Source organism: Cyanobacteria bacterium GSL.Bin1, from assembly GCA_009909085.1.
In the GTDB taxonomy this organism is placed as follows: Bacteria; Cyanobacteriota; Cyanobacteriia; order Cyanobacteriales; family Rubidibacteraceae; genus Halothece.
This window is the reverse complement of sequence record JAAANX010000034.1, coordinates 33,963-59,926: the sequence shown is the minus strand read 5'-3', so window position 1 is coordinate 59,926 and position 25,964 is coordinate 33,963. Positions and strand designations below refer to the sequence as shown.

Here is a 25,964-nt window from a genome sequence, read left to right as displayed (position 1 = left end):
CTGGAAAATTAGAGAATTTGGTCAATTGCTTCTAAAATGGGTTTTACTTCTTCAATTAAGTCAGTGACTTCGGAAACGCTATCAACAATCTCACCAATTTCTCCATCGATTAATTCCGAGGCTTCTCCCCCAGCGCTATCGACCGCATCTAGAGCTTGTTTGAGACCTTCAGAAGAGCCAGTCAGCTCACTAATCACTTCTTCGGCAAATTTAGTTGCCAAAGCTGATATGAGTTCGTTGGTCGAAGAATCAAGATTACTCTCTAAGGTTTGTTCCTGATTTTTACTTTCATCCTTGACCGTTGATACGTCATCAGATAAACTCTGCATTTTTTCTTTCAACTCTTCTTCGAGCGCTATAAATTGCTCTAGAAGATTACCTTTTTTCTCTGAAAAGCTTTCAGAAGTCGCGTCAATAGAACCCTTAAAGTTATCAAGATTGCTGTTAGCAGTTTCGCGATGATTATCGATCTCTTCTTCAGTTTCTTGAAGATGTTGAGAATACTGATCAAAGTCTGAGCGAGTTGTTTGGGCTTGTTCATCTAACTCTCCTTGAATTTCCTCTTTACGATTGCGAAAATTCTCTAGACTCGCCTTAAAATTATTCAGTTCTTCCTCAACTTTATTGCTAATATCTTCAATTCTTTGCCGAAAGTCGTCAAGACCGGTATTCGATTGCTCTAACTCAGTTTCAAATTGTTCCTCGGCAATTTCCAGCTCACTGAGAATTGCTTCCCAATTTTGATGCGCTTCTTGACCAGCTGTGCTTAGGGTTTGCACAAGATTATTGGTAAACTCCACAATCTGATCAACTTCATCCAGTGCATTAGTCCCATCTAAAAGTAGAGCTTGCGATTGTTGGTCACATTGATCGATTAAAACTTCGATACTTTCAGTCATATTTTTCCTTTGAATGCTGTTATTTACTTATTGGTCTCCTTAGAGAAAGAGTATGCACTTATCTCAAAAATTGAGTAAAAATATTGGAGTAATAAGTTTTTATACTTACCTATTGATTTTAGAAAGAAATTAGGTATCGTTATTAATAACATTTATAATATGATTTCAATCATAACAAGTGTCATTGAGTCACAATCCTTCATCTGCGTACAAAGATTTACGTAAAACCGTACTTTTTTTAGATAGGTTAGGTGTAACTGAGAAATATATTAATCTATGTGCAAAATAACAGGCTGTTGTTAGGACTTAGACAAAAAACAACAAGAAAACAGCATTAGACGCAGTCATAGCAATCAATTTACGCCAAAAAACTAAAAATCGCTGAAACCCAGCTATATCGAGAAAACTGCTCAATCGAAGTTAAACAACTACTATGTAAAGGTTTGAGGTTGTTTTTGCCTCACAATTGTTTAAGTCCCGCTATTACCCGCACGGAGTAATAGCATTTGAAGGATTTTTAGAGTATCAGCGGCTTCCAGCTTCTATCGCTTAATGAGAAACTAAACAATACATCTCATGTCAAGTTCAATCATGTTGAGCTAGATGTGAAGAGCCTTGCTAAGCTTAAGATAGTGTTCCTTTTGCTTTTTCAACTCGTTTTGCTGAGTCTTTAATTCTTCCATTTGAGCTTTATATTGATTTTGCTCTTTTTCTTTTTCTAAAATTTTTTGTTCATAAGTTTCGTTAACTAGCTTTAAAGCATCTCGGAAAGAGCGCTCTTCTTCTTCAAGCTTTAGGGTGAGTTCTTGAAAAATTTTATCTAACAGACTTTTCAGCAAGGATTGATAGTAACTCAGTAACTTATTTTTTAATTTTTCAGTAGTTTCTTGTATTTTTAGTTTTTGTTCTTGATTATACTGATCCGAGAAAAACCAGTAAATCAGAGCAATCACTACACCAAACAGAGGTGGGAAAGCAGTAAAGTGTTTTCCAACAAAATCAGAAATTTCTTGTCTGCCTAAACCCAAGCCAATGAATGCTGATCCCATTGTCACCATCATCATAATTTGCATCAAATTACTTCTCAGTTGTTTCATCAGGTAACCAGCAAAAGAAACTTGCTTATAATGACTATCACATTCATGTTCCATAAATGACCCCATTAAAATATTTTCGATATCAATTTCTGGGGTAGATGGGAAAGGAGATTCAGGTAAGAGATTCGGAAAAATATTGAGGTTTTGATGAGACCGATCATATAACCCTTTTAATCCGCCATTGCCGTAGGTATTAAGGATTTTTTCCCATTCGGCATAAGCCCAACGCCTCAGTTCCTGACAAATAAATTTCAGCAGTTTCTGGTTAATTTCTCGGCTTTCTGCTGATTCTGGTGTACTAAGTTGGATGTAACACATCCCTTCTTTCTTCAAAATAATTGAATCTAGCTCTTGAACGATTGTATGAAGCTGGTAACTAACACTATCTTTATGGGGAAGAAATAGTAACTGCTCTTTAGAGCGCGTAAAATCTATCTTCACTTGTTTAAAGAAACGATCTTTATCTTCATTTACTTCCGTGATCACTTTTTTTCCCATTTCTTTCAAGTTAACAGTGGCAATTCCTTCTAACTTAGATTGAACTTGCTCTAATTTTGTATCCAATTTTTCTTCTTGCTTGGAAAGGGCTTGATCAATTGGTTCTAATAAAGGAAGTGTCAATTTAGATAAGCGCTGAGCTAAGATATTTTCAGGCTGGCGTTTGACGAAATTTTCTAAAGACTTAAAAAAATTAGCTTGTGCTTTTTTTAAGGATTTCGGTAACTGGTCAAAATCGGGGTTATTCTCTGACTGATTTGTGTCTTGCTCATAGAAGAGTTGAAGACAAACTGTAATCAGTTCAAATTCTTTTTGTAAGGTTTGTTGGTCAAGCCAATTTTGTAAGCGGCTCGAGTGCTCGGAGGATAATTTTTCTTCTTCAGAATCATTCGGTGAAGGAATATCAGCAACAATTAGCGGTTTATGAATGAGAGTGCTATCTAGTTTTTGCAGAAAATTTTCTTCTTCTGAAGTCAGCGGTTGACAAGAATTAACCACCATTACTAAAAAATCACAGTTTATACATTCCCAATAGAGGGGAGAGGCACTGTAGTCAGGAACTTCAAAATAACTATCAAAGGAAAATTCTGCAATTTGAGGTTTTGATTCTGGGAAGCCTAGGTGAATTTTATCTCCGGAAACAATTTGTTGAGATCCTTTAATTGGTTGACCATTAATAAATGTGCCATTGCGACTATTAAAGTCACATAATTCCCAAATCCCCTCCCCCTCTTTTTCGCCAACAAAGCGGATGGTGGCGTGGTGTTGAGAAATACCTCGATAATGGCTGGCTGGCAGCGCGATCGCGCAGTTTTCATCTCTACCAATTTGATATTCTTGAGTTGCAAGTAACTCATATCGTTGCCAACTTTCAGTTCCCTCTTCCGATAAAAATTGACGTAAACTTAAATATCCTTTGTATTCAGGTTCAATCCGCTGTGGAACATCCGGTAGATGACTATAATTAATTTGACAAGCACTAGTCAGAGTTTGATCGGTACTGACGACGTTATATAAAACTTCAGCTAAGCTTAGATCTTGGCTAACAATTTGCATTGTCACCTTTCTCTTAGCAAGATAGTGTTCGATCTCAGTTAGTTCTCGAACCACACTATCTAATGGCTCACTCAATCCAGTTTTTTCCAAAAAAGTTCGGAGATCACGAAGTGTTTGCTCAAGTTTGTCTGCTTTAGAGGCCATCTTACATATGAATTAGGAGTAATTTCTCATGTCATGTAAAGTTGCTACAAAGGATGACTGTCAGTTGAACATTCAAATGAGGAGGGGAGTGTTGAACGTGATTAACTCTGATCCTATAATTTTCCCTTAGCTAAATTGGACAAATTAACTCAAACTTATTTACGTAAAACCGTACCTTTTCGTCAGTAATAATTACTCCTGCCGTGGGAGCGGCAACGTTTGCACTGTTTGTTACGTCACTTTGTTCCCTTTCCAATCATACAAGGCATTACTCTCAGAGCAGAAATCATTCTTTTAGCTGAGCAAGGGAACAATACAATAATCAAAGGTTGGTCAGTTCACGTCTCCTCGTCAATTTGGTAGAGCGCATCACTTTAAGCTTTACCCGCACTACCAAACAACCTCATCTTTTCGGCAATCACCGCTTGCATCGCTGCCGTCACGGCTTTTTGGCAATCTAAGAGATCGCTTTTAGCTTCCGTTTGCCCGTACTCCTGCCAAAACTGGAGATAGGTTTTTCGCACTTCGCTATTGACATTAAACTTGCAGACTCCTAATTCAATAGACTGTTGAATCATTGCCACCGGTAAACCAGAAGCACCGTGCAACACTAAGGGAATCTGGAGTTGCTGACGAATCTTAGCGAGGCGATCAAAATCTAATTGGGGTTCGCCGTGATACTGACCGTGAACATTACCGATGGTAACCGCGAGAAAATCGACTCCCGATTCAGCCACAAATGCCTTTGCTTCCTGGGGGTCGGTCATTTTAGCTTCTTTTTGGGCAACCGTCATTCCGTCTTCTGTGCCGCTAATTCGACCGACTTCTGCTTCCACCGTTGCCCCTTTAGCGTGGGCTAACTCCGTCATGGAGCGGGTGAAAGCAAGGTTTTCTTGAAAAGGGAGAGAGGAACCATCAGCTAAAACCGATTGCAGGCCGGCTTCTAAAGCCGTTCCGATCACAGCGCGATCGCTGCAATGATCTAAGTGAACTGACATCGGGACTTTAGCTGAGTCGGCTGCTTCTAAAAACAGCGCCATTAAGGGAGAACCGCCGTAATCTAGGACATGAGGCAGAATTTGGAGCATCGCTGGGCTATTTTCTGCTTCGGCAGCATTAACCACCGCTTTTGCTCCTTCAAGATTATACAAATTGAAAGCGCCAATCGCGTAGGAATGTTTTTGGGCTGCCTCTAAAAGTTCTTGGGTGGAAGTGAGCATAAAATTGGTTTTTGAGCGCTTTGAGCTAGCTATTCCTTTTGCTCCAATTTAAGCATCATCGGAAATTTCGAGTCAATCGTGATCCACTCGCTCTTTGCTCATCCCTTGTTGCCAATCCTCCGATGATACCCTACTCCCCAAAAAGCGATTCGTCTGCAATGTTAATGGCGACTTATTGAGAAGACTGTTGACCATTGCTTTGATCAGATTGCTTGAGAATCAGTCGCTGGATCGCAAAGATAGCTGGGTTCACTTCCACACATTGACGCTGGGGATTTTTAAGATAAGTTTCTTGTTCACTTTCAACCATTTCAATGTCTTGAGCGAGAAAGCGATGCAATACGAATCTTTGTAAGCCCCAAACTAAAAGCGGACGGATTAGGTTTAAAAGCCATTGCGGGAGTCCCAGATTAAAGAAGAAATAGGCAAAGGAGCGGCTTTCTGTTTTACTCACCGGTAAACGCATTAAGTAGAGTGAGGAAATACCTTCTAAATTGGTGGCGTAGTGAGGATAGCGATATTCAATTGTAATGGGAAGAGTAGTGACTTCATCAGCGCGATCGGTGAGTCCTAAAAACTTCGCCATTACTCCCTGATAGGAAACATTATATTGAGCGCAAACACTGTGTTCTGTCTCTTTGAGATTGATCAGTTCTGGGTTAAACCAGCCTTGCAAGTTTTGATGAAGATACCCATGGAAAACATCTATTGTGTTTTCGTTACACATGGAAAAATGAGCATTAAAGTGAGCTGTTACAGGGACTCGTAACCATTGCCGATTTTCAAATTCGGGAATCTGTAAAATCGGCTGCTCATTGGCCAACTTAGGGTCACCTGGGAAAACCCAAATCAAGTCATATTTTTCTTGAATCGGGTAACTGCGAGCGCAAGCTCGAGGTAATTTTTGTTCGTCGGAGAAATAAGGAATTTTTACGCATTCGCCCTGACTATTAAATTCCCAGCCGTGATAGGGACAAACTAGACGATTCTCTTTCACTTCTCCTTTATGAAGGGCAACGCCTTTGTGAGGACAAGCATCAGCAAGGGCATGAACGTTGCCTTCGTGATCTCGGTAAATAGCAATATTTTGATACCAGATTGTAACCTGGTGTACCGTACCGACCTTTAATTGCTCTGCCCATCTTACCGGATACCAGTGGTTGGGGTTAATTCCGACTTCTCGAATTCGATTCTGAACAGTTTGGCTTTGGAGCGTTGTTTTCAATTCCATCTTTGTTATACTTTGCCCGGGCTACGCTCTAAGTGATGTATTCTTTACTTGTGTAGCCATCAATAACGATGCACTAAACTTCAAATTAATTATTCGGTTTTATGGCGAGAAATGGCAATCTCGATCGCGGCGTGCAGTTCTCTTTCTTTAAAGGGTTTGAGAATATAGCCATAAGGTTTACTTTCTTTCGCTCGCTCGAGGGTACTTTCTCCAGCATAAGCCGTTAGATAAATAACAGGTAAATTATATTCTTTATAAAGTTTAGTTGCCGTTTCAATGCCATCCATTTCTCCTTGCAAGTTAATATCCATTAAAACCAAATCAGGACGTTCTTTTTCAATTAACTCAAGCGCTTCTTCGCCAGAAGCAATACGACCCATCACTTCGTAGCCCATTTTTTCTAGACGCCTAGAAACATCAAGGGAGACTACGGCTTCATCTTCGACAATTAAAATTTTATTGGCTGACATAGTTTAAAATCGTTTCCGTTCAATGGGTTTGGGAAAAGTAATTTCAAAACTTGCCCCAGGGTTATTCTGAAACTTTAGAGTACCACGTAACTGTTGAGTGAGAGAAGTAATTAAAGAAACCCCCAGAGAGCTATTTTTTTCAGGATTAAATCCTTCTGGTAAGCCCACACCATCATCTTCAACTTTTAAGCTAATCATTTCTTGAGCTTCATCAATAACGCCTAAGAAAATGTAAATTTTACCTTGATGTTGATTAGTAAAGCCATGCTTGAGTGAGTTAGAAACGAGCTCGTTAATTAGGAGTCCACAAGGAATAGCACTATCAAGGTTCAGTTGGATGGATTGGATGTTCATTTCCGTTTGTACCCAATCGGGATTAATGTTGTAAGACGCAAGGAGATGATAGATGAGATCGCGAATGTATTCTGCAAAGTCAATATTGGCTAAGTTTGTTGCTTGATAGAGTTTTTCGTGGATGAGGGCCATGGAACTAATCCGGTTTTGGCTTTCTTCCAAGATGGCAAGGGCTTGTTCATCTTCTATTGTTTGGGATTGTAAAGAAAAAATACTGGAAATGACTTGGAGATTATTTTTGACTCGGTGATGGACTTCTTTTAACAAGAGGTCTTTTTCCTCGAGAGAGGCTTGCAGTTGTTCTTCTCCTTCTTTTCGTTCGCTGATATCTCGACAAACCCCAACAATCTCGCCATTGCGGATTAAATTCATCGATAGTTCTTGGATAAAGGTGCTTCCATCTCGACGCTGGGCGTAGATTTCTCCACTCCAACAACCGTGACGTTGCAGTTGAGGAAAAATTTCTTCGTTGATTCGGGATAATTCTTCTAAGGGATGATGATCGCGCCATTGAGTGTTGACGAGGGTTTCAGGAGCGTCATACCCAAGCATTTTGCAGTAAGCCGGATTCACATAGTGGAGTTTCCCCCCAGCCTGAATAATCATAATGCCGTCGGTGGTGGTTTCAATGGCAGTGAGTTGTTGCTGGAGCGTTTCTTGAGTGAGTTGTTTTTCTTTAGCCAGCGCGATCGCTGCTGCTGCCGAACTTAATAAGCCAACTTCTAAACGTCCCCAATTTCGTGCAATTTCATAATTATCAAAGCCAATAACGCCAAAAAATTCACCATTGACCATTAGTGGCAACATGAGAAACGAAATAATATTTTGCTCCCGGAAAAAGGCTTGTGTAGCCGGTGGTAAATCCGTAACCGTTTTTTGTAAAAATTCTCCTTGTTGTAACTTCTGATAACATTCAGAGCCTAAGTTTTCGTAGCAGAAGTAGAGTTGCTCATCAAACTTGGGATAATAAATACGATCAGAATACCATTGCGCACATTTCCGTCCCCGCAACCGCCCTTGTTCATCCACAAAGTTTTCATAGACATAAATGCGATTCGCTGCACAGGCTTCGCCTAAAATACCCAATACTTCCTGATATAAGGCTTGATCAACGGTTGAAGCGAGAAGACGACGTTGCACACCGACTAACGCTTTTAAATAGCGTTCGCGTTTTTGTAGTGCTTCTTTCGCTTGTTTCCGTTCTGTAATATCTTCAGCAATTCCGGCAATCCGATAAACTTTTCCTTGATCGTTCCGTACCGGAAAGGCGCGGTCATGAATCCACCGCATCTCTCCATTCGGACGAATAATTCGGTACTCCTCATTGTACTCACCGCGAATCTGTTTGCGAGAGGAATCGAGCACATGCTGGTAATCTTCAGGGTGGACAGATTGTAACCAGTCCGTAGGAGAGTCATAAGCACTCTGCAAACTTCGTCCCCAAGTCGATTCATAAGCCGGAGAGATATAAATAAAACTCTGCCGGGCTAAATCAACCATCCAAAACACTTGCTCAATATTTTCTGCCAGTTGACGGAACTGATTTTCGCTTTCTTGCAATGCCAACTCAGCTTGCTTACGTTCAGTAATATCAATCCCAATCAAAACCGCTGCACTGGCTTGGCGATATTTTTGCGCTGCCACCAAGAAGCTGCGAGTTTCCCCATTTTTGATCGTATTTTCTAAAACTTGGCTGGTTTCAATCTCTTCACTCGCCAGAAATTCGTACATAAAGCGGACAAAAGAAGAATTGGTATTCAAAAAGCCAATTTCTTTCCCAAGAAAGTCTTCTGGTTCTAAATTGAGGGTATTGGCCAATTGCTCATTGACACCCAAATAATATCCATCTCGACTCACCCAAGAAACTAATCCGGGGACAGTATTAATCACAGCTCGCAGTTGATCTTCAGCTTGGCGACGTTCTGTAACTTCATTGAGCGTTCCTGTAATACCGGTAATGATGCCATTTTCATTCCTAGTTACGCGAGCGGTTACCTCCATCCAACAAAAACCGCCGGCTTGCGTTTGATAGCGGATTTCATAACGACAATGATAATCCGGATTGTTGAGCAATTTTTGAAATTGCTTTTGATGGTAAGCCAAATCTTCAAAATAGATGTAGTTGAGAAAAGGCTGTCCAATCGTTTCAGAAATTCGGTAGCCGGTAATTTCTGTCCAAGCTGGATTTAAAAAGCACCAGAGACCATTAGTATTTACCCGAAAGATTACTTCTCGGATCCCATCGACTAGAGAGCGGTAGGCTTGCTCACTCTGTTGCCATGCCGCTTCAGTTTCTTTGTGATCGCTGATATCTTCTAAAATCGCCACGAGTGATTGCGGTTTTCCTTCTAAATCCCGCAGCAAAGACATCGTTAAGCTAACCCAGACCCAACTATTATCCTTACGGTGGTAATGTTGTGCTTGACAAAAGCAATCTCTTTCTCCTCGTAATAACTCCCGAATCTGACTATCATCTGTTGCAATTTGTTCTATAGCAATTAAATCATGATAGGTACGAGTGACTAATTCCTTTTGAGAGTAGCCTAAAATCTCACAACCTCGCTGATTAACCCGTTGAAAGCGACCGGCAAGATCCAATAAGGCAATCCCAACGGCAGCTTGTTCAAAAATACTGCGAAAACGTTGTTCGCTAGTTTTAAGGGCGATTTCAGTTTGCTTACGATGACTAATATTGCGAGTGATCACCCCTAAATTAATCGGCGTTGAGGTGGTAAGGTCTCGAACAACAAAAATATTGGCTAAAACGGGTAGAACTGCTCCAGTTTGGTGATTCCGAACCGCAAGTTCTCCCGACCACTGACCGGTTTTGAAAATACTGGGAAAAATTTTTTGATCAAATTGCTCCTCACTATTGGTTAAAAAACAGTCTTTTAGCGATAGAGAAAGCCTTTCGACGCCATCAACTCCCAATAACCGTTGACCGCCCGGGTTGAGGAATTCCACTTCTCCCTCTAAACTCGTGAGGCTAATGAAATCTTTACTATTCTCGACCAGCGCCGCGAGTTTTTGATGTTCATTTTTCATGGGGTTGGTCTCTGTGATATTAATCCCAACGCCCACCACATATCCTTGCTCTTCCTCCAGATTGACACAGACATGACTTAAATAACATGTGGCAATTGTGCCTTGTTGGTTGAGAAATGTTGCTTCTGTAGTTGATTTACCGTGGCTCAAGGCTTCTTGGATTTTATCTTCTACATGAGCGCGATCCGATTCGATAAAGAATTGGAGGGGATCAATTGCACTAATTTCCTCGGTGTTATAGCCGGTAATCTTTTCCAGTTCCTGATTCCAGCGGACACAAGGACCATTTTTTTCAATCATGTAGAAGACACCGGGCAAACTTTTAAGAATCGAGTCCGAAATTTCTTTTTCTCGATATCGTTCCGCTTCTTTCTGAACGCGATCGCGCAAATCGCGACCTTCTGCAATTAAAAGGACGACTTGACCGGCTTCATCCCGGACCGGTTTTAAAGATAAATCGATGGGAACTAGCTCCCCACTGTCTGAGAGTAATTGTGCTTCATAGCGCACCATCCCACCAATTTGGGCTAGCTTAATCGACTGTTTGATTTGCGCGCGATCAGCTTCTGATCGCCACCAAGGAATTTCTGAAAAATGATGATGCCTAATCTGGGGAAGATGACTCTGCACTAATTCCAAAGCTGTTTGATTCAAATCAATTACTTTTCCTGTTTCATCTAACAGGGCAATAATTTGAAAACTTTGATCAAATAAAGCACGCCATTTCTTTTCACCGGCAGTGAGCGCCTGATAAATTTGCTGCTGTTCACTAATATCTTGTAACAAGCAGCCAAACTGCAGGGCTTCCCCAGCACTTCCTTGGATCAAGCTCAAGCGCAAAGCGGCAAAAAAAGGGCTTCCTTGTTGAGGAGAGATCCTGGCTTCGCACTTTTCCACACTCTTTTCTTGCTCAGCAATTGTCTGCATGGCTTGTAGCAGCTGCTCTTTCTCGTCAGCGCCCGTCAGAAACGTGAGCAGAGATTGTCCAACCAGTTCTTGTCTGTCCACTCCCAGTAGGTCACCAGCTGTCAAATTAGCTTCTAGGACTTGTCCCTGAGCATCAGTGGTTAAATAGCCATCGGGAGCCAACTGAAATAAGTTCTGATAGCGTTGGTAATCCACTTCTGTTCCTTGCTGATGACTAACCCTTGAGTTGAGTTTCCCTTGAGTGCTCTTTGGCTCTGGCAGAGGGGCTTCGGCAACCACTTCTAATGTGTCTTGAGTTTCATCGAAGGAAGGGAGAGAAACTGTTGGTTGGTCTTCCCATTGGAGATAGAAACTAAGTTGGCGAGTGAGGGTTTGAATTTGAGCAGATAACCGTTGACGTTGTTGTAAATCTTCCTGAAGTGAAGCTTGCAGTTGCTTTACCGTGGGGAGAACGCCTTTTTCTGTTTGCTGATGCAAGGCTTCCAAAGCAGGAGAATTACCAAAGTTTTGACTCAACGTGGCAATCCGATCAATCAGTTGCTGACAAGTCATAGCTAGCGCAAAACGTACTGGGTAGAATAAGTTTATCTTAAACCTAACCAAGTCAAAAAGCTTTGGTTTGTAATAAATTCAATTAAGAGAAGGGCAACAAATCCTAACATGGCAAATCGCCCATTCATCCGTTCCGCATAAGGCGTCCAGCCAAAAGCAGGTTCTTCAATTTCAGGAAGAAGGGATTCATTGTTCTGAGTTAATTTTGAGTTAGATGTTTTTTCGTTCATCTGTTGTTATAAGTAAATAGCTTTCTGATCAGTTTAAAGGGAATCGGGTATTTTGGCTGTTACAAGTTGACAATCACGATGCACTTGGGTTCAATTTATTTTTACTATAATCAAGTTTCCTCTCCGGATTTAGGTAGCCATTTTTTAGTCTAATCATCAAACTTCGCCATTGATGATAAAATCACCGCTCTAGCGTCTCGCTTTCTCATGGCGTCAGTTAACAAATCACCTTGGGTAAGAAAAATTGGCTGAAATAAAGGTGGTCAGCTTTTCCCATGGGGATAATTTTTTTAAATTGCTGCTTGACTCTTACCAAATTAATCATCAGTTCTCATTTTGTCCTGAGTCTGGTTAGCTTGATCAGCTGTTAGCGTTGGCGATTACTTTTTGATGGGAGCGAGTCAATAACTCAAGTGAGAGACGACTGCAATCACAATTACTTGGCGAAGCTTGTTAATAAAAAGCTCAATTGCTCTTTTCTTGATTCAAATGGTTAATAAGACTCTCATATTTCTCCCCAATCAGTAAAGAAACCTAGAGTTACGCCCCATGGTTTTCATTTTTTATGGTAGAAGTTTTGCTGCTCACCCTCTTGAGTAAGATCTTATCCTTAATCAGGTTTTGAGATTTCTAGAGACTAACAGCCGCTGCCAATTATCTCAGAAAAAGTCTCAATTCTCCCCTTCTTTGGCTAGTTAATCCCTTTTCTTTTCTCCTTTCTGCACAAGAGATATTCGCCTTGCTTTGTTACTGTTCTTTAATTTTATCGGAGCGAAGCCAACGGCTCAATAATAGTAAATCGCAAATTTTAAAAAATTTCTTGTAAAATTGTAGGAGTTTAACGATATATTTTTAATAGGAGGAATGTCTCTAAGCAAACTCTCCCAACTGAACAGACAATTAAGAGGATAATTATACAGAAAATGGAAGAACAAACAGCACCGTTAAAAGGTCGTGCCTTGCTGCAAAAAGTCAAAGAACTCTCTCACTTACCGCGTCGAGAAACAGCTAAAGAGTGTGGTTATTACAACACAACCAAAACCGGTCAAACGCGGGTCAATTTAACCGAGTTTTATGATGCTGTTCTTGAAGCCAAGGGCGTTCCCCTTGATCCCGATGGGGGGAAAGACGGTCGTGGACGTGAACCGACTTATAAAGTTAGCGTTCACAAAAATGGTCAAATTGTCATCGGTTCCACTTATACCCAGGCAATGGGGTTACAACCGGGCGAAGAATTTGAAATTAAGTTGGGCTATAAACACATTCGCTTGGTTCATATTGATGATGGTTCGAGCAAACCTGAAGAGGCTGAAGAACTCGAAGCAGTAGCATCCTAGACCGGGAGTAGCAGTTATAGGTCGTTAGCACTCGGAAAAAAATCCCTACTCATAAAGAGCAGGGAACCTAAGGTAAACTCAAAGATCTAAATTTTTCTGAGAAAAGGAAATAAACAAGTCAAGGTTCTATTTCCTTTCCACCTATGATTGTATAGCGGGATGCGTCGGAGGTCAGTCTTCTCTTTTAAGAGATTGTCCATCTTTCCGTCGCACCGCTACTACACCTGGGCGTGGTGGGTCATTGGGGCCCAAGCCCGGCCAATTAGAACCTAAAGGAACTTCGCGCTGTTGTATAAAATGTTCCCCGGTGGTCGTTTTCATCGCAAAGGTTCGGGTTTCGCTTGCCATGTTTTGGCGTTTTCCATTGACTTCTCCAACATGCTGAGGCGCGAGGAAAAGGGTTTTTTGATCGCTGGTTAACCAAATGCCACAAATTTCACATTCCATTGGACCAACAACAATCGGATAAGCCATCCCTGCTTTCTCACCGGAGGTAGGCAGATACCAAGCTGAGTTATTCCCGAAAATGCCTCGCAATGCCGATTGATCAACGCCATCGCGATCAGAAACTTCTAAATTATGCTTACTGGTGGAAATATCAGTCACCATCCAGACATCGCCATCAGTATCAATATCAAGATTATCAGGATTGACAAACCCTAATCCCTCTTCCGCCGGTTCTCCACCAAGGGCAAACATCTCCCAACGAAAACGCATCGCTGCCGGATTATTGCTGTCTTCTTGTAATTTCATGATCCAGCCATATTCATAAGCCTCACCATTAGGACCGGCAAAGACTTGGTTATCCGGACCGCCATCACCCCCCGGACTGCCGGAAGTGAAAGCAATATATAGCGTACCATCTTTTGCCACATCAGTGTCTTCTGGACGAGCCGTGCAGCTAAGACCAGCCGCATTACCGGCAAAGTGAGCATCAACGAGAATGGCACCCTGTTTTTCTGTCTGATCTCCCAGATAAAGGTCACCGAGGGTTTTGAATTGAGCTTGAAATGCTTCGGCTTCGGCGTCATTAGTAATTTCAATGACACCACCTTCGGCACGATCTGGATTAGGAAGCATGACTTTGCTCCCAAAAACTGTGCTGGGACGAACCGGATCAATCGGCGTGTCAGGAGTTAAAGCCACCCAGCGTCCACTGCCATCAGGATTAAATTTCGCGCCATAAAGCATTCCGCTTTCCAGCAGGCGAGAATTGTTTTTATCAGTAACGGTTTTGACAGTATCTTGAGAAACAAACTTATAGAGGTGTCCCCCGCGGCGATCGCAGCCCGAATAAAACGCAAGTTTTTGCTTCGGCACCACCCGCACCCCAACGGCTTCATGACGAAATCGCCCCAGCCAAGTATGTTTTGTCCCGTAGTCAGCAGGATTCGCCGGATCGACTTCCACCATCCAGCCATATTTATTGCCCGGTAAACCGAACACATTGGCGCGTCCATCCACCGTATTATCGGTGAGAATAAAAGGCGTGTTACCGGGATTAAACGCTGAACCATCTGCCATTACAGGTTCATAGACCTGATCCTGGAAGTTTTCTTCAGCGGATAAAACGGTTCCCCAAGGCGTGGTTCCGCCCGCACAGTTTTGAAACGTGCCAATGATCCGATTACCTTGATTATCTTCGTAGCCCATCTTGTCGGGTTTGGTGAAGACAGCAGTAGCCGGTCCAGTGGCATAAAGCGCCCGATTGTCTTCTAAGCCAGAAATCCCAGTAATCCGGCGATCAGCATTGGAATAAGTCCGTTCCCAACTGCCATCTGGATTGCGTCGAATGGAAATAATGCCAATGCCTTGGTCAATCAACCCCTCTTTCGAGATTTCTTTAATTTGCGCTTTCAGGGGACTATTTTCCGGTAGCGCAAAGGCATTAATCTGACCCTCGCTTGGCGCGGCAACCGCTTTGACTTCAGCAATGGGTAACGACTTGCCAATGACCTCTGGATAGTTTTCCAGCCACGCTTTCCCACTGATATATTCAAAGTTAACCGTGAGGAAGCCTTCATTGGGTGCCGTTTCCACAAAAGAAACATAATCATTGTTATAACCAAAGCGAGAATCTCCCACTTCGTCTCCCCAAGCTGCAATTAAATCGTAGGTAAAGCCATCCGGCAGCACCAAATCATCAACCACCTGATAGTTGCTGTAAGCCTCCTTTTGTGCGTTAGAAGAAAGCTGATCAATCTCTAGGGGGAGGGGAAGCTTGACAGAGGGAAGGGTGCTACTGACCACTGTTTTTGCGGTTGCCGGGGTTTGAAACGGTTTGCCCTGGGTGGGAATTCCGCCAAGGGCAACGGTTCCTGCACTTGCCCCGAGAAAGAGTAAAAAGTTGCGACGTTTCATGGGCGATTCGTGTTCTCCAACTCGAAATAAATATTAGTTTGACTAACGGTCAAAGCAGGCACCTTTCTAAACAGAAGGCGTCATCTTTGACAGTCGTGAATTTTTTGCCAAACAAATTGATCCTAAAAGTAATTTCTAGGATTTAAGTTAAGAACAATTTAATGCCTTATTAATAAACGATTATTTGTCCGTATGTTTTCACAACGAAAACTGAATCATTGATAGAATCGCGTCGTCACTTTTTCTTTTTACCATTGCCTGATGCTAGTAACTCAGTGGGTTGGGTTTGATAATTCTTTGATCAACGCTCACCGGAGCAAAGCATGTGGACAGGCGCCTTCGGTAACAGAAGGCGTAATCTTTAACCCAACCGCACGAGAACTTAAAATTCAGCGTTTTCTGGGGTGCGGGGGAACGGAATCACGTCTCGAATATTTTTCATCCCCGTCATAAACTGAATTAAGCGTTCAAAGCCTAAACCAAAGCCAGCATGAGGAACGGTTCCGTAGCGTCTGAGGTCGAGATACCACCACAATTGTTCCGGTTCCATCCCTACTTCTTTAATCCGTTTTTCTAACACCTCTAATCGTTCTTCCCGTTGGGAACCGCCAATAATTTCGCCAATTTTGGGGGCTAAAACATCCATTGCGGCAACGGTTTTTCCGTCATCATTTAAACGCATATAAAACGCTTTAATACTACTTGGATAATCGGTAACAATAACCGGTTTTTGGAAATATTCTTCACATAAATAACGTTCGTGTTCCGATTGTAAATCGACGCCCCATTCCACCGGATATTCAAATTTTTGATCCGCTTTTTCTAACAGCGCGATCGCGCTAGTATAAGTAATCCGTTCAAAGTCTTCATTAATAATATGATCTGCCGTTGCTAAGACCGAATCATCAATCCGTTGATTAAAAAACTCCATATCTTCCGGACACTGATCCAACACCGCCTTAAAGATCTGTTTGAGAAACGCCTCTGCTAAGTCCATATCGCCTTGTAAATCGCAGAAGGCCATTTCCGGTTCAATCATCCAAAACTCTGCTAAATGGCGAGACGTGTTTGAGTTTTCCGCCCGGAAGGTGGGACCAAACGTATAAACCCGGTCAAAAGTTAATGCCATCGCTTCAGCTTCCAACTGACCACTCACAGTCAAATAGGCTTGTCGTCCGAAGAAATCTTGAGTGTAATCGACGTTCCCATTCTCTTTCGGAACCTCATTCAGATTCAAGCTGGTCACATTAAACAACTCGCCTGCCCCCTCACAGTCATTTGTGGTAATAATCGGGGTGTGAACCCACAAAAAACCTTGCTGTTGAAAAAATTGATGCACCGCATTGGCGCACGTATTGCGCACTCGCATCACTGCCCCTAATGTATTCGTGCGTGTCCGAATATGTCCTAAACTGCGGAGAAATTCAAAAGAGTGGCGCTTTTTCTGTAAAGGATAAGTTTCTGGATCGGCTTCCCCATAAACGGTCACCGCATTGGCTTGTAATTCAATTCGCTGCCCCTTTCCCGGGGACTCGGCTAAAACCCCAGTGATTTCTACAGAAGCACCGGTATTGAGTTGACCCAGAACTGTTTCATAATGGTCGAGTTGAGGATCTAAAATTACCTGTAAATTCGCCAAAGCAGACCCATCATTGACCTCAATAAAAGCAAACTTTTTTGACTCCCGTTTTGTCCGTACCCAACCTTGAATCGTCACGGTTTCTGCGGGTTGTCCCTGGCGGAGTAAGTCTATAATGCGACGTTTTGACATAACCTTGTTTTATTTTTCCTCTCTTCCTGTATCATACGGTAAACCGAATTGCCTGCTTTATTGCCATTTCGTTAAGATCGAACCAATAATTAAGAAACCGTATTCAAAACAAATATATTAGCCATGGGAATTTTTGATTCTGAAGTTGTCCAACAAGAAGCAAAACAGCTATTTGAAGACTATCAAGCCCTCATGGAACTGGGAGGGAAGTATGGAAAATTTGATTATGAAGGGAAAAAGCTCTATATCGAGCGTATGGAAGAGCTTTTAGAACGATATAAAATTTTCATGAAACGCTTTGAACTCTCAGAAGACTTCATGGCCCAAATGACAGTGGAACAACTAAAAAATCAACTGGGACAATTTGGAATGACACCGCAACAAATGTTTGACCAAATGCACCAAACGTTAGAACGCATGAAAAACGAGCTGCACCAGTAAATTAATTGTTAGACTTAGGTCGTTCAAACTCACTGGGAGAAGGAAATTGTTGGACGGGTTGATTATTGAGTGCTTTGAGCATGAACTTGCGCCAGACCGGGGCAGCGAATCCACCACCAGTCACTCCGGAACCAAGAGGACGATAATCATCATTCCCAATCCAAACCGCCGTTGCTAATTGAGGCACATAACCCACGAACCAGACATCTCTTTCAGAATTGGTTGTTCCAGTTTTACCAGCAGCAGGGCGACCGATCTGTGCTGAGGTGCCTGTTCCGGATTGCACCACTCCTTGCAAGACGCTATTGAGAGAAGCAACCGCCCACTGATTTAAGACTAATCGGGGTTCCGGTTGGTTATCGAGCAATAAATCACCTTGACTATTACTGACACGAACAATAAAAGTCGGATCTGAATGCCAACCATTGTTCGCGAAAGTCGCATAAGCCCCTGCCATTTCCAATGGTTTTACGCCCACTGATCCGAGGGGCAAAGAAATAACCGGCTGTAAAGGGCTCTCAATTCCCAGTTTACGGGCAACATCAATCACATTATCTAGCCCAACTGCTTGACCTAATTTTACGGCTGGTACGTTCTGCGATCGCATAAGAGAACTTCGCAGCGTCATTGTTCCGGCAAAACTTCCCCCATAGTTTTTCGGACGATAGTAACCGGAACCATCCCGATATTGAACCGGACTATCTTTAATTGTAGAATCCGGGGTATATTGACCACTGGCAAAAGCGGTGTAGTAGACAAACGGCTTGAACGAAGATCCCGGTTGACGGCGAGATTGAAGAGCGCGGTTAAATTGACTATTTTCATAATCAACACTACCTACCATGGCTTTGACAAAATGAGTTCGCGGATCAACCGCTACAATCGCAATTTGTGCCGTCTTCAGCCCCCGATTCAGTAATTGTTGATGAGCTTCTTGTATGGTTTCTTCTGCCATTTGTTGGAAAAAGAGATCGATGGTCGTTTGCACTCGTAATCCCCCTTCGGTGACCGCTTCTTCCCCAAAGCGTTCTCTTAGTTCAGCGGTGACTGCCTCTGTCACTGCTGGGAGTTTACTTTCTTGCCAAGCTGTGGGTTTTCCGACTAATAGCGGTTCCCTAATCGTACTATCAGCAACGGGCGCCGGAATCCAACCAATTTCTTCCATACGGCTTAAAACGACTGCTTGACGACGTTTTGTTTCTGCATAATCCACAAAAGGACTATATTGCTCTGGGGCTTGAATTAACCCTGCCATCATCGTCGCTTCAGCTAAGTTTAATTCAGAGGCTGATTTTTGGAAGTAACTTTGAGCAGCCGTTTCTGCGCCATAATTGTTATGCCCCCAATAAATCGTATTGAGGTACATTTCTAAAATTTCATCTTTGCTAAAGACTTGCTCAACCCGCAAAGCCAAGACTGCTTCTGCTAATTTTCGACTCAAGGTTCTTTCTGGAGAAAGGAAAACATTTTTCACCAGTTGCATGGTGATGGTCGAAGCCCCTTCTACGACTTCTCCACTTTGCCAATTGACCAACAAGGCTCGACCAATACTCGTTGGATTAATCCCCTGATGCTGGTAGAAATGACTATCCTCAATGGCAAGGACCGCTTGTTTGAGTTCTGGAGACATTTCCTCTAGCCCAATTACATCGCGGTTGGCTTCTCCATGTAAGCGTGTTAGAAGACGACCTTTAACATCATAAATATAGCTGGTTTCAGTGGGTGAATAACCTTCTAAAACGCGAACATCTGGAAGATTACGGAAACTCAGCGCTAATCCCACAAGTCCGCCTGTAATGACTGCACCAGCAAGTAAACTTACACAGACCACTGTTCCTGTCGCCGCTTTTCCAACCCCTTTTGTAAATTGCAGGGTATTGTGCCACAAGGATGGTTGGCTCTGGTTGTTATCTTGCCGAACGGTTGTATTCGACACGGTGGTTTCTTCCTCCCACGTTTAGCAAATATAATAAACCTGTTTTTGATGTTGACACTAAGATTACTATTTTGCCTACCCATTGGCAACTCAGTCGATGAATGGACAACTAATAATCAACAATGTAAAATGAACGATTCATCATCATGATTGATCAATTTAGCCCCAACATTATCGATTCGCTAACAACGAGTAATTAATAAAAAAACACAACTCACTGTTGAATTCTTATTCTAATGCAACCGAATATTGAAACCATTAATCTACGTCGTCTTTCTTCAGGCGATCATCTAGCATTACAGATTTATCAGTTTCAGGGGAAACCCGGTCAAAAAACTTATATTCAAGCCAATTTACATGGTGCAGAAATTATTGGTAACGTTGTCATTGCAGAACTGTACCATTGGCTCACCAAACTTGATCCAGAAAATTTATTGGGTGAGATTTGGTTAGTTCCGGGCTGTAATCCTGTTGGCATGAATCAGCGAGCGCATTTTTTTAATCCTGGACGTTATAACAGTTACGATGGTCAAGACTGGAATCGTATTTTTTGGGATTATTCTGCTGAAGAAGATGAGGTTTATGGGTTTGCCCAAAATTACTTAGAAGCCGATCTCAAATCGATTTATAACAGCTATTTAGAACGAATTAAAGCTCGGTTGCAAGAACAAATTGAGCAGGATCGTCAATCCTACGGGGTTCGCTATGGGGTTAAGTATCAGCAAACGTTACAGTCCCTTTGTTTAGATGCCAATTACGTCATTGATATTCATAGTTCCAGTAACCGTGGCATTGATTATTTATTTACTTTTCCGGGTCAAGAAAAGGCAACACAAGCATTTTTGTTAGATGTTGGAATTCAGGTTGATGAACCAGCAGGATATACGTTTGATGAAGCGTTTCTTAAGCCTTGGCTAACTTTAGAAGAAAAATTTCGAGAACTTGGACGGGACGTTAAATTTGATGTTGCTGCTTGGACGTTAGAGTTAGGAAGTGGGATGACAGTCCAACCGGAGTCAGTTAAAAAAGGAGTAAGAGGGATAAAAAACTATTTGGTGCATCAGGGGGTTGTGAAGAGTGAGGAGTTTCCCCGAACCGCCACTTCAAATCATACAGTAGCGTTTGTTCAAAAAGAACAGATTAAAAAATATTATGCTCCGACAGGAGGGATCATTCAAAGCTGTGCTGATTTAAAAACAGTTGTTAAAAAAGGAGATATCATTTATCAAATTTTAGAGTTGAATAAGCAAGGAGAAGCCTTACAAAAGATAACCATAACCGCAGAAAAAGCAGGTTTCGTTTTTGATCTTGGAACCAATCAAGGTGTAAATGAAGGAGAATACGTTTTAACCATACTAGAGAGAGAAGAATGAAATGCTTGATGGCTTTGGACAAATTCCGGTTGCACCGCCAGATTTTAAGTCAGGGTTTATTGGTCTGATTGGGCGACCCAATGTGGGAAAATCGACACTGATGAATGAGTTAGTTGGGGAAAAAGTCGCGATTACCTCCCCAGTGGCGCAAACCACTCGTAATCGTTTGCGAGGAATTCTGACTACAGAAACAGCACAGATGATTTTTGTGGATACGCCCGGCATTCATAAGCCGCATCATGAATTGGGCAAAGTGATTGTGAAGAATGCTCAGAGTACGATTGATGCGGTGGATTTAATTTTATTTGTCGTTGATGCTTCAACGCCAGCTGGGGGCGGCGATCGCTACATTGCTGAATTACTAAGAAAAACTCAAGTTCCTGTGATGATTGGCTTGAATAAAACTGATTTAGTGGATGGCGAACAAAGAGCCAAAAATCGCGCCACCTATGAGACTCTTTTACAAGAACGAAAATGGGATGCTGTAGAATTTTCAGCTTTGACAGGATTGGGGTTAGAAGAGTTACAAGTCCAACTCAGACAAAAATTAGATGTTGGTCCCTACTACTATCCACCGGAATTAGTGAGTGATCAACCGGAACGGTTAGTGATGGCAGAGTTAATTCGAGAGCAAATTTTACAGGAAACTCGGCAAGAAATTCCGCATTCGGTTGCGATTGTTATTGATCAGATTATTGAAGAAAAGAATCTCACCACCATTCGCGCAACAATCAATGTTGAGCGTCCTTCACAGAAAGGAATTTTAATTGGAAAGAAAGGAACAATGCTCAAACGAATTGGGACAGCCGCCCGCGCCGAAATGCAAAAGATGATTGCCGGGAAAGTGTATTTAGAATTGTTTGTTCGGGTACAAGCGAAATGGCGGGATTCAGCTCGACAAGTTGCTGAATTTGGCTACTTTCAGGAAAATTAAAAACAAAGACTCAACCCCTCTATCAGCGCTAAAATATTGGTTAAAGTAGCTGGCAAAGAGTTTTTCAACTCAGTAATATTACAGAACTTTCATAACTTTATTAGAGTGATTATAATCAAGGCAAGAAATTAATCGCTGTCCATTTAAAACGCGAAGCAAGGAAGAGACGGACGTGACTATGCAGCCAAACCAACCCCAAACCCCGGACCGGAAACAATATCTACTAGATGCAAAAACTCATCTGGAAACCATTGAGCGTGGGCTACTAAACTTATCAGGTGTCGTCAGACAACCAGAAACGCTAAAACGTCTTCATGATGCTGCTGAGTCTCTAAATAGAGGGGCGGTTCTTCATGAAATGCAGACGATGCAAGAAATTGCTCAGTTTTTTGAAGACTGTTTTGGAGTGATGAGAACGGCCTCTGTGGTTAGCGATAAACGTTTGGAAGAGTTATTGTGGCAAGTTTTTGATACGTTTCAAGGCTTGGTTGAAATGCACGCTATCTCGGAAGAACCCACTGAATATACAGAGGGTGTCGAACGAGAAGTGTTCAAAGGACTGCAGCCCCAGTTAAACGAGGCTAAAAACTACCTGCAGTCTCGGATTTTGCATGAAGAAGCAACGGTGAATGAATTGAGTCTAGACAGTGACTTTTTTCAGCAGCAAGTTGAGGCTGAGTTAAACGCAATGGAAGAGATCCTTGAGCAAGAAAATCCGTCTCACTACCGCAGCGTATTAACCGAACATTGCCAGGTGCTAGAGCAAATTGGGGTACAAGCCAACTTACCGACTTGGGTTAAACTGCTTAAAATCGCTCAAAGCGCGATCGCGGCAACCGAAAACTCCGTCAAAACTGCAGCAGAGTGCGCGATCGCCGACATTCGAGACGCTCAAAACTTGCTTGAGCAAGGTCAAGCCTATACCATTCAACCGAGTCAACGCTTAAAAGCAATGTCTTTACAGTTGTCCTCACCGTGGGATACACGAAACTACGATGATGATCTCGATAGTGAGCAAGAGGATTCCAATGCACTAGACTCAGAAGAATTAGATGAGAAAACAACAATTACTGATCTATCTGGTATTTCTGAAGCAAGTACTTCTAATGAAAATTTAAATTTCTTAGAGAGTCTCGATCTAGAAACTGACTTATGGAATAAAGAAGAAATGAATCTTAATGTTCCTGAGAAAGTTGATGCTTCTGACGAAGATCTTGAATTATGGATTGAAGAATCAGCAATTGGGGAAGAAAATTCACAATCATGGCATGAGCAAGAAATCATTTTAGAAGATGAAGATGCTGAATTAGATCTAGAACAATGGCTCCCAGAAAATAGCCAAGAAACTGATGATGAAGAGGCCTTTTTCGAGGAATTATTTGCCGAAGAAGATCATGATGATGAACGCTTGGTAGCAGAAATAGACTTAGAACAAGAAAGTGTCTCTAGCCAGCAAAGTGAGTCCTGGAATATAGAGACTGCAAGGGAAAACCTGAACTTAGATGATCACAAAGATAGCAGTGCCGATGAAGAATGGAATGAACTGTTCCAAGCTTTAGATGCGAGTGAACAGCAAGAACCTAGCAAGGAAGAAGAAGAAGAAGAAGCCCTCTCCAAACTCGATGATCTCTATCCAGATGAAGAGTCTTCTACAGAAGATTTCTCTTGGTCACAACAAATCTTTGAACCCCTAGAAGACCTTGAATCAATTTTTGCTAATGAAAAAGAGAAAACATTTATTCAGGGGGTAGAAGATAGCCTCGCTTTTCAAACAACATACGATGAATACAAAACTTTTTCCTCAACTTACATCCAAGAATCGGTAGGAGAACAGCTAAGTTTTGCTCTCGATTATTACGAAGAGATAGAAGATCTAGAGCACTTGATTAATGCCCCTGCTCAACTACAGAATCAAGCAGACTTTGATCGCGTTGCCTTAGAAGCTTATATTGAACAAGTACCGGAACAAATCGCCACAGAAGCAAGTACCACTGAGATTACACCCCCTGCCCCAGCAACACAGCAGCCTCCAGTTGCAGCGCCAGCAGCACAGGGAGGAGTCAGTATATTTGAACAAACACTCAAGGTTCCAGTACGCTTAATGGATAACCTCAATAACTTAATTGGGGAGTTAGTGATTAATCGTAATAGTTTGGAACAAGACCAAGAGCGATTACAACAGTTTTTAGATAACTTATTAGAACGGCTACAAGATCTAAACGATTTGGGCGTACAGATACAAGACCTTTATGAGCGGTCTTTGTTAGAGAATTCTTTACGGCTGAGTAAATCCTATAGCAACGGCCAAATGGGAGCAAGCCGGAAAAATAGTGAGCACAGTAGCGATTCTCAGATAACCTATAATGAGGAGTATGATCCTCTAGAAATGGACCGTTTTAGCGGCTTCCATTCACTTTCCCAACAGATCATTGAGTTGATTGTGCGCGTGCGAGAGTCGGGGTCGGATATTGAATTTTTAGTTGACAAAGTTGAACAAGAAGCCCGAATTTTCCGTCAAGTGACCGGTCAACTCCAAGAAGGGTTTACAGAAGCCCGCATGGTTCCCTTTTCCCAAGTCGCTGATCGCTTACCGCGAGCAGTACGGGATATCTCCATAAAATTAGAGAAGAAAGCGCAATTGGAAGTGCAGGGGAAAGAGACGTTAGTCGATAAGATGATTCTCGAGCAACTCTATGACCCATTGACTCACTTGGTTAACAATGCCATTACTCATGGAATTGAGTCGCCAGAAGAACGGCAGCGATTTGGTAAACCAGTCACTGGAACAATTAAAGTAGAAGCCCGGCACCAAGGCAATCAGACGATCATTGCAATTTCTGACGATGGTGCGGGGCTTGATCCCCTTGGGATTCGACGCAAAGCAGTAGAGAAAGGCTTGATTTCTAAAGCGGACGCCAGTGCTCTTCCTGATATTGATATTTTTGACTTTATCTTTAGCCCTGGGTTTAGCACCAAGGAGCAAGCCGATGACTTTGCTGGACGCGGTGTTGGGATGGATGTTGTTCGTTCCTCTTTAAGCAAACTTCGCGGCAGTATCAACATTGACTCTTCTCCTGGTAAAGGAACCACCTTTACCATTGCCTTACCTTTAACGCTTAGCATCACAACAGCACTTTGTTGTAAACTCAATCAATCTAATCTTGCTTTTCCGATGGATGGGGTGGAAGATCAATTTGAAACCACCCAAGACAATATCAAAGTCAATAAAGACGGAGAACGGTTTATTCGCTGGCAAAAGAGCTCAACGCTACTCCCGTTTAAACCTCTGTCAGAACTTCTTTCCTATAATCGCACGCTGACCCGCAGTAATCTTTTTGCCGCTCAATCAGAAGATGATGAAATTTCCATTGTCGTACTCCGTAGTACAGGGAATTTAGTGGCGGTTCAGGTGGATCAAGTGCTGGGACAACAAGAAATTGTAATTAAACAACTGGCTGGTCCCATTCCTAAACCCATTGGAATGGCTGGGGTAACCGTGATTTCTGATGGCAGTGTCATGGCGATCGCGGATGTTTTAGAATTGATTGATTTATTCTATGGACGGGTTCGTAAAGATGTAATGAACTCAATGCTGGCGCAGCAAGAACAAGCAATGGCACAACAAGCAGGCGAGGCAGAACCGATGGTGCTCATTGTTGATGATTCCATTACCGTGCGGGAGTTACTCTCAATGACATTTGCCAAAGCCGGTTATCGCGTTGAACAAGCCCGTGATGGCAAAGAAGCTTGGGATAAACTGCGAGCGGGCTTAGTTTGCGATATGATGTTCTGTGATATTGAAATGCCGAAAATGGATGGCTTAGAGTTATTATCTCGCGTCAAACAAGAAGAACGATTTGCCGACTTACCAGTGGGAATGTTGACTTCACGCGGGGCGGAACGTCATCGACAAATGGCATATCGTCTCGGGGCAAAAGGATACTTCACTAAGCCTTATTTAGAAGAGGTGTTATTGGATGCAGCGAAACGTATGCTAAAAGGAGAAAACATGATGAGTCGTCAGGTCACTAGTAGTAGTTTCACGCAGTAATGATCAATCAAAATAATCGCTTGCATCGACTAACCGT

15 protein-coding genes and 1 pseudogene are annotated in these 25,964 nt (G+C 42.3%); 6 read left to right on the top strand and 10 right to left on the bottom strand.

The annotated features are described in order from the left end of the window. Positions 1–8: 8 nt before the first annotated feature. The 7 genes from GVY04_02480 to GVY04_02450 all read right to left on the bottom strand — a co-directional run bounded on the left by GVY04_02480 (position 9) and on the right by GVY04_02450 (position 11,723). Complete coding sequence (locus GVY04_02480; protein NBD15036.1) at positions 9–899, bottom strand: hypothetical protein; 891 nt, start codon at positions 897–899, stop codon at positions 9–11. Between the two features lie 599 nt (positions 900–1,498). Further along, complete coding sequence (locus tag GVY04_02475; GenBank protein NBD15035.1) at positions 1,499–3,625, bottom strand: FHA domain-containing protein; 2,127 nt, start codon at positions 3,623–3,625, stop codon at positions 1,499–1,501. A 443-nt stretch (positions 3,626–4,068) separates the two neighbouring features. Then, the gene (locus tag GVY04_02470) at positions 4,069–4,914 is read right to left on the bottom strand and encodes a ketose-bisphosphate aldolase (protein NBD15034.1); all 846 of its coding nucleotides are present in this window, start codon (positions 4,912–4,914) and stop codon (positions 4,069–4,071) included. Between the two features lie 172 nt (positions 4,915–5,086). Further along, on the bottom strand, positions 5,087–6,145 hold the full coding sequence (locus GVY04_02465; GenBank protein NBD15033.1) for a Rieske 2Fe-2S domain-containing protein: 1,059 nt from the start codon (positions 6,143–6,145) through the stop codon (positions 5,087–5,089). A gap of 89 nt (positions 6,146–6,234) precedes the next feature. Beyond that, the gene (locus tag GVY04_02460; GenBank protein ID NBD15032.1) at positions 6,235–6,615 is read right to left on the bottom strand and encodes a response regulator; all 381 of its coding nucleotides are present in this window, start codon (positions 6,613–6,615) and stop codon (positions 6,235–6,237) included. Between the two features lie 3 nt (positions 6,616–6,618). Further along, complete coding sequence (locus GVY04_02455) at positions 6,619–11,493, bottom strand: PAS domain S-box protein (protein ID NBD15031.1); 4,875 nt, start codon at positions 11,491–11,493, stop codon at positions 6,619–6,621. Positions 11,494–11,525: 32 nt separating this feature from the next. Further along, entirely contained in the window at positions 11,526–11,723 is a 198-nt protein-coding gene (locus GVY04_02450; GenBank protein NBD15030.1) for a chlorophyll A-B-binding protein, read from the bottom strand. Between the two features lie 923 nt (positions 11,724–12,646). Here GVY04_02450 and GVY04_02445 point away from each other — a divergent pair. Then, the gene (locus tag GVY04_02445; GenBank protein ID NBD15029.1) at positions 12,647–13,060 is read left to right on the top strand and encodes an AbrB family transcriptional regulator; all 414 of its coding nucleotides are present in this window, start codon (positions 12,647–12,649) and stop codon (positions 13,058–13,060) included. A 171-nt stretch (positions 13,061–13,231) separates the two neighbouring features. On the opposite strand, the gene GVY04_02440 is transcribed toward GVY04_02445, so the two are convergent. Both GVY04_02440 and asnS read right to left on the bottom strand, forming a co-directional pair. Then, positions 13,232–15,421, bottom strand: a complete 2,190-nt coding sequence (locus GVY04_02440; protein NBD15028.1) for a DUF839 domain-containing protein — start codon at positions 15,419–15,421, stop codon at positions 13,232–13,234. A 382-nt stretch (positions 15,422–15,803) separates the two neighbouring features. Continuing rightward, positions 15,804–17,192, bottom strand: a complete 1,389-nt coding sequence (gene asnS / locus GVY04_02435) for an asparagine--tRNA ligase (protein ID NBD15027.1) — start codon at positions 17,190–17,192, stop codon at positions 15,804–15,806. Between the two features lie 123 nt (positions 17,193–17,315). Here asnS and GVY04_02430 point away from each other — a divergent pair, with 123 nt between their 5' ends. Further along, entirely contained in the window at positions 17,316–17,633 is a 318-nt protein-coding gene (locus GVY04_02430) for a DUF1825 family protein (protein ID NBD15026.1), read from the top strand. Between the two features lies 1 nt (position 17,634). Here the strand turns inward: GVY04_02430 and GVY04_02425 are convergent, their stop codons facing one another. Then, positions 17,635–19,569, bottom strand: coding sequence for a PBP1A family penicillin-binding protein (locus tag GVY04_02425; protein ID NBD15025.1), 1,935 nt, complete (start codon positions 19,567–19,569; stop codon positions 17,635–17,637). Positions 19,570–19,805: 236 nt separating this feature from the next. Here GVY04_02425 and GVY04_02420 point away from each other — a divergent pair, with 236 nt between their 5' ends. The 4 genes and pseudogenes from GVY04_02420 to GVY04_02405 all read left to right on the top strand — a co-directional run bounded on the left by GVY04_02420 (position 19,806) and on the right by GVY04_02405 (position 25,927). Further along, complete coding sequence (locus GVY04_02420) at positions 19,806–20,942, top strand: succinylglutamate desuccinylase (protein NBD15024.1); 1,137 nt, start codon at positions 19,806–19,808, stop codon at positions 20,940–20,942. 1 nt (position 20,943) lies between these two features. Further along, the gene (locus GVY04_02415; protein ID NBD15023.1) at positions 20,944–21,876 is read left to right on the top strand and encodes a GTPase Era; all 933 of its coding nucleotides are present in this window, start codon (positions 20,944–20,946) and stop codon (positions 21,874–21,876) included. A gap of 178 nt (positions 21,877–22,054) precedes the next feature. Continuing rightward, positions 22,055–22,498, top strand: a pseudogene (locus tag GVY04_02410) (hybrid sensor histidine kinase/response regulator). Between the two features lie 546 nt (positions 22,499–23,044). Continuing rightward, positions 23,045–25,927: a response regulator gene (locus tag GVY04_02405; protein NBD15022.1), complete on the top strand. Its 2,883-nt coding sequence runs from the start codon at positions 23,045–23,047 to the stop codon at positions 25,925–25,927. Positions 25,928–25,964 lie beyond the last annotated feature (37 nt).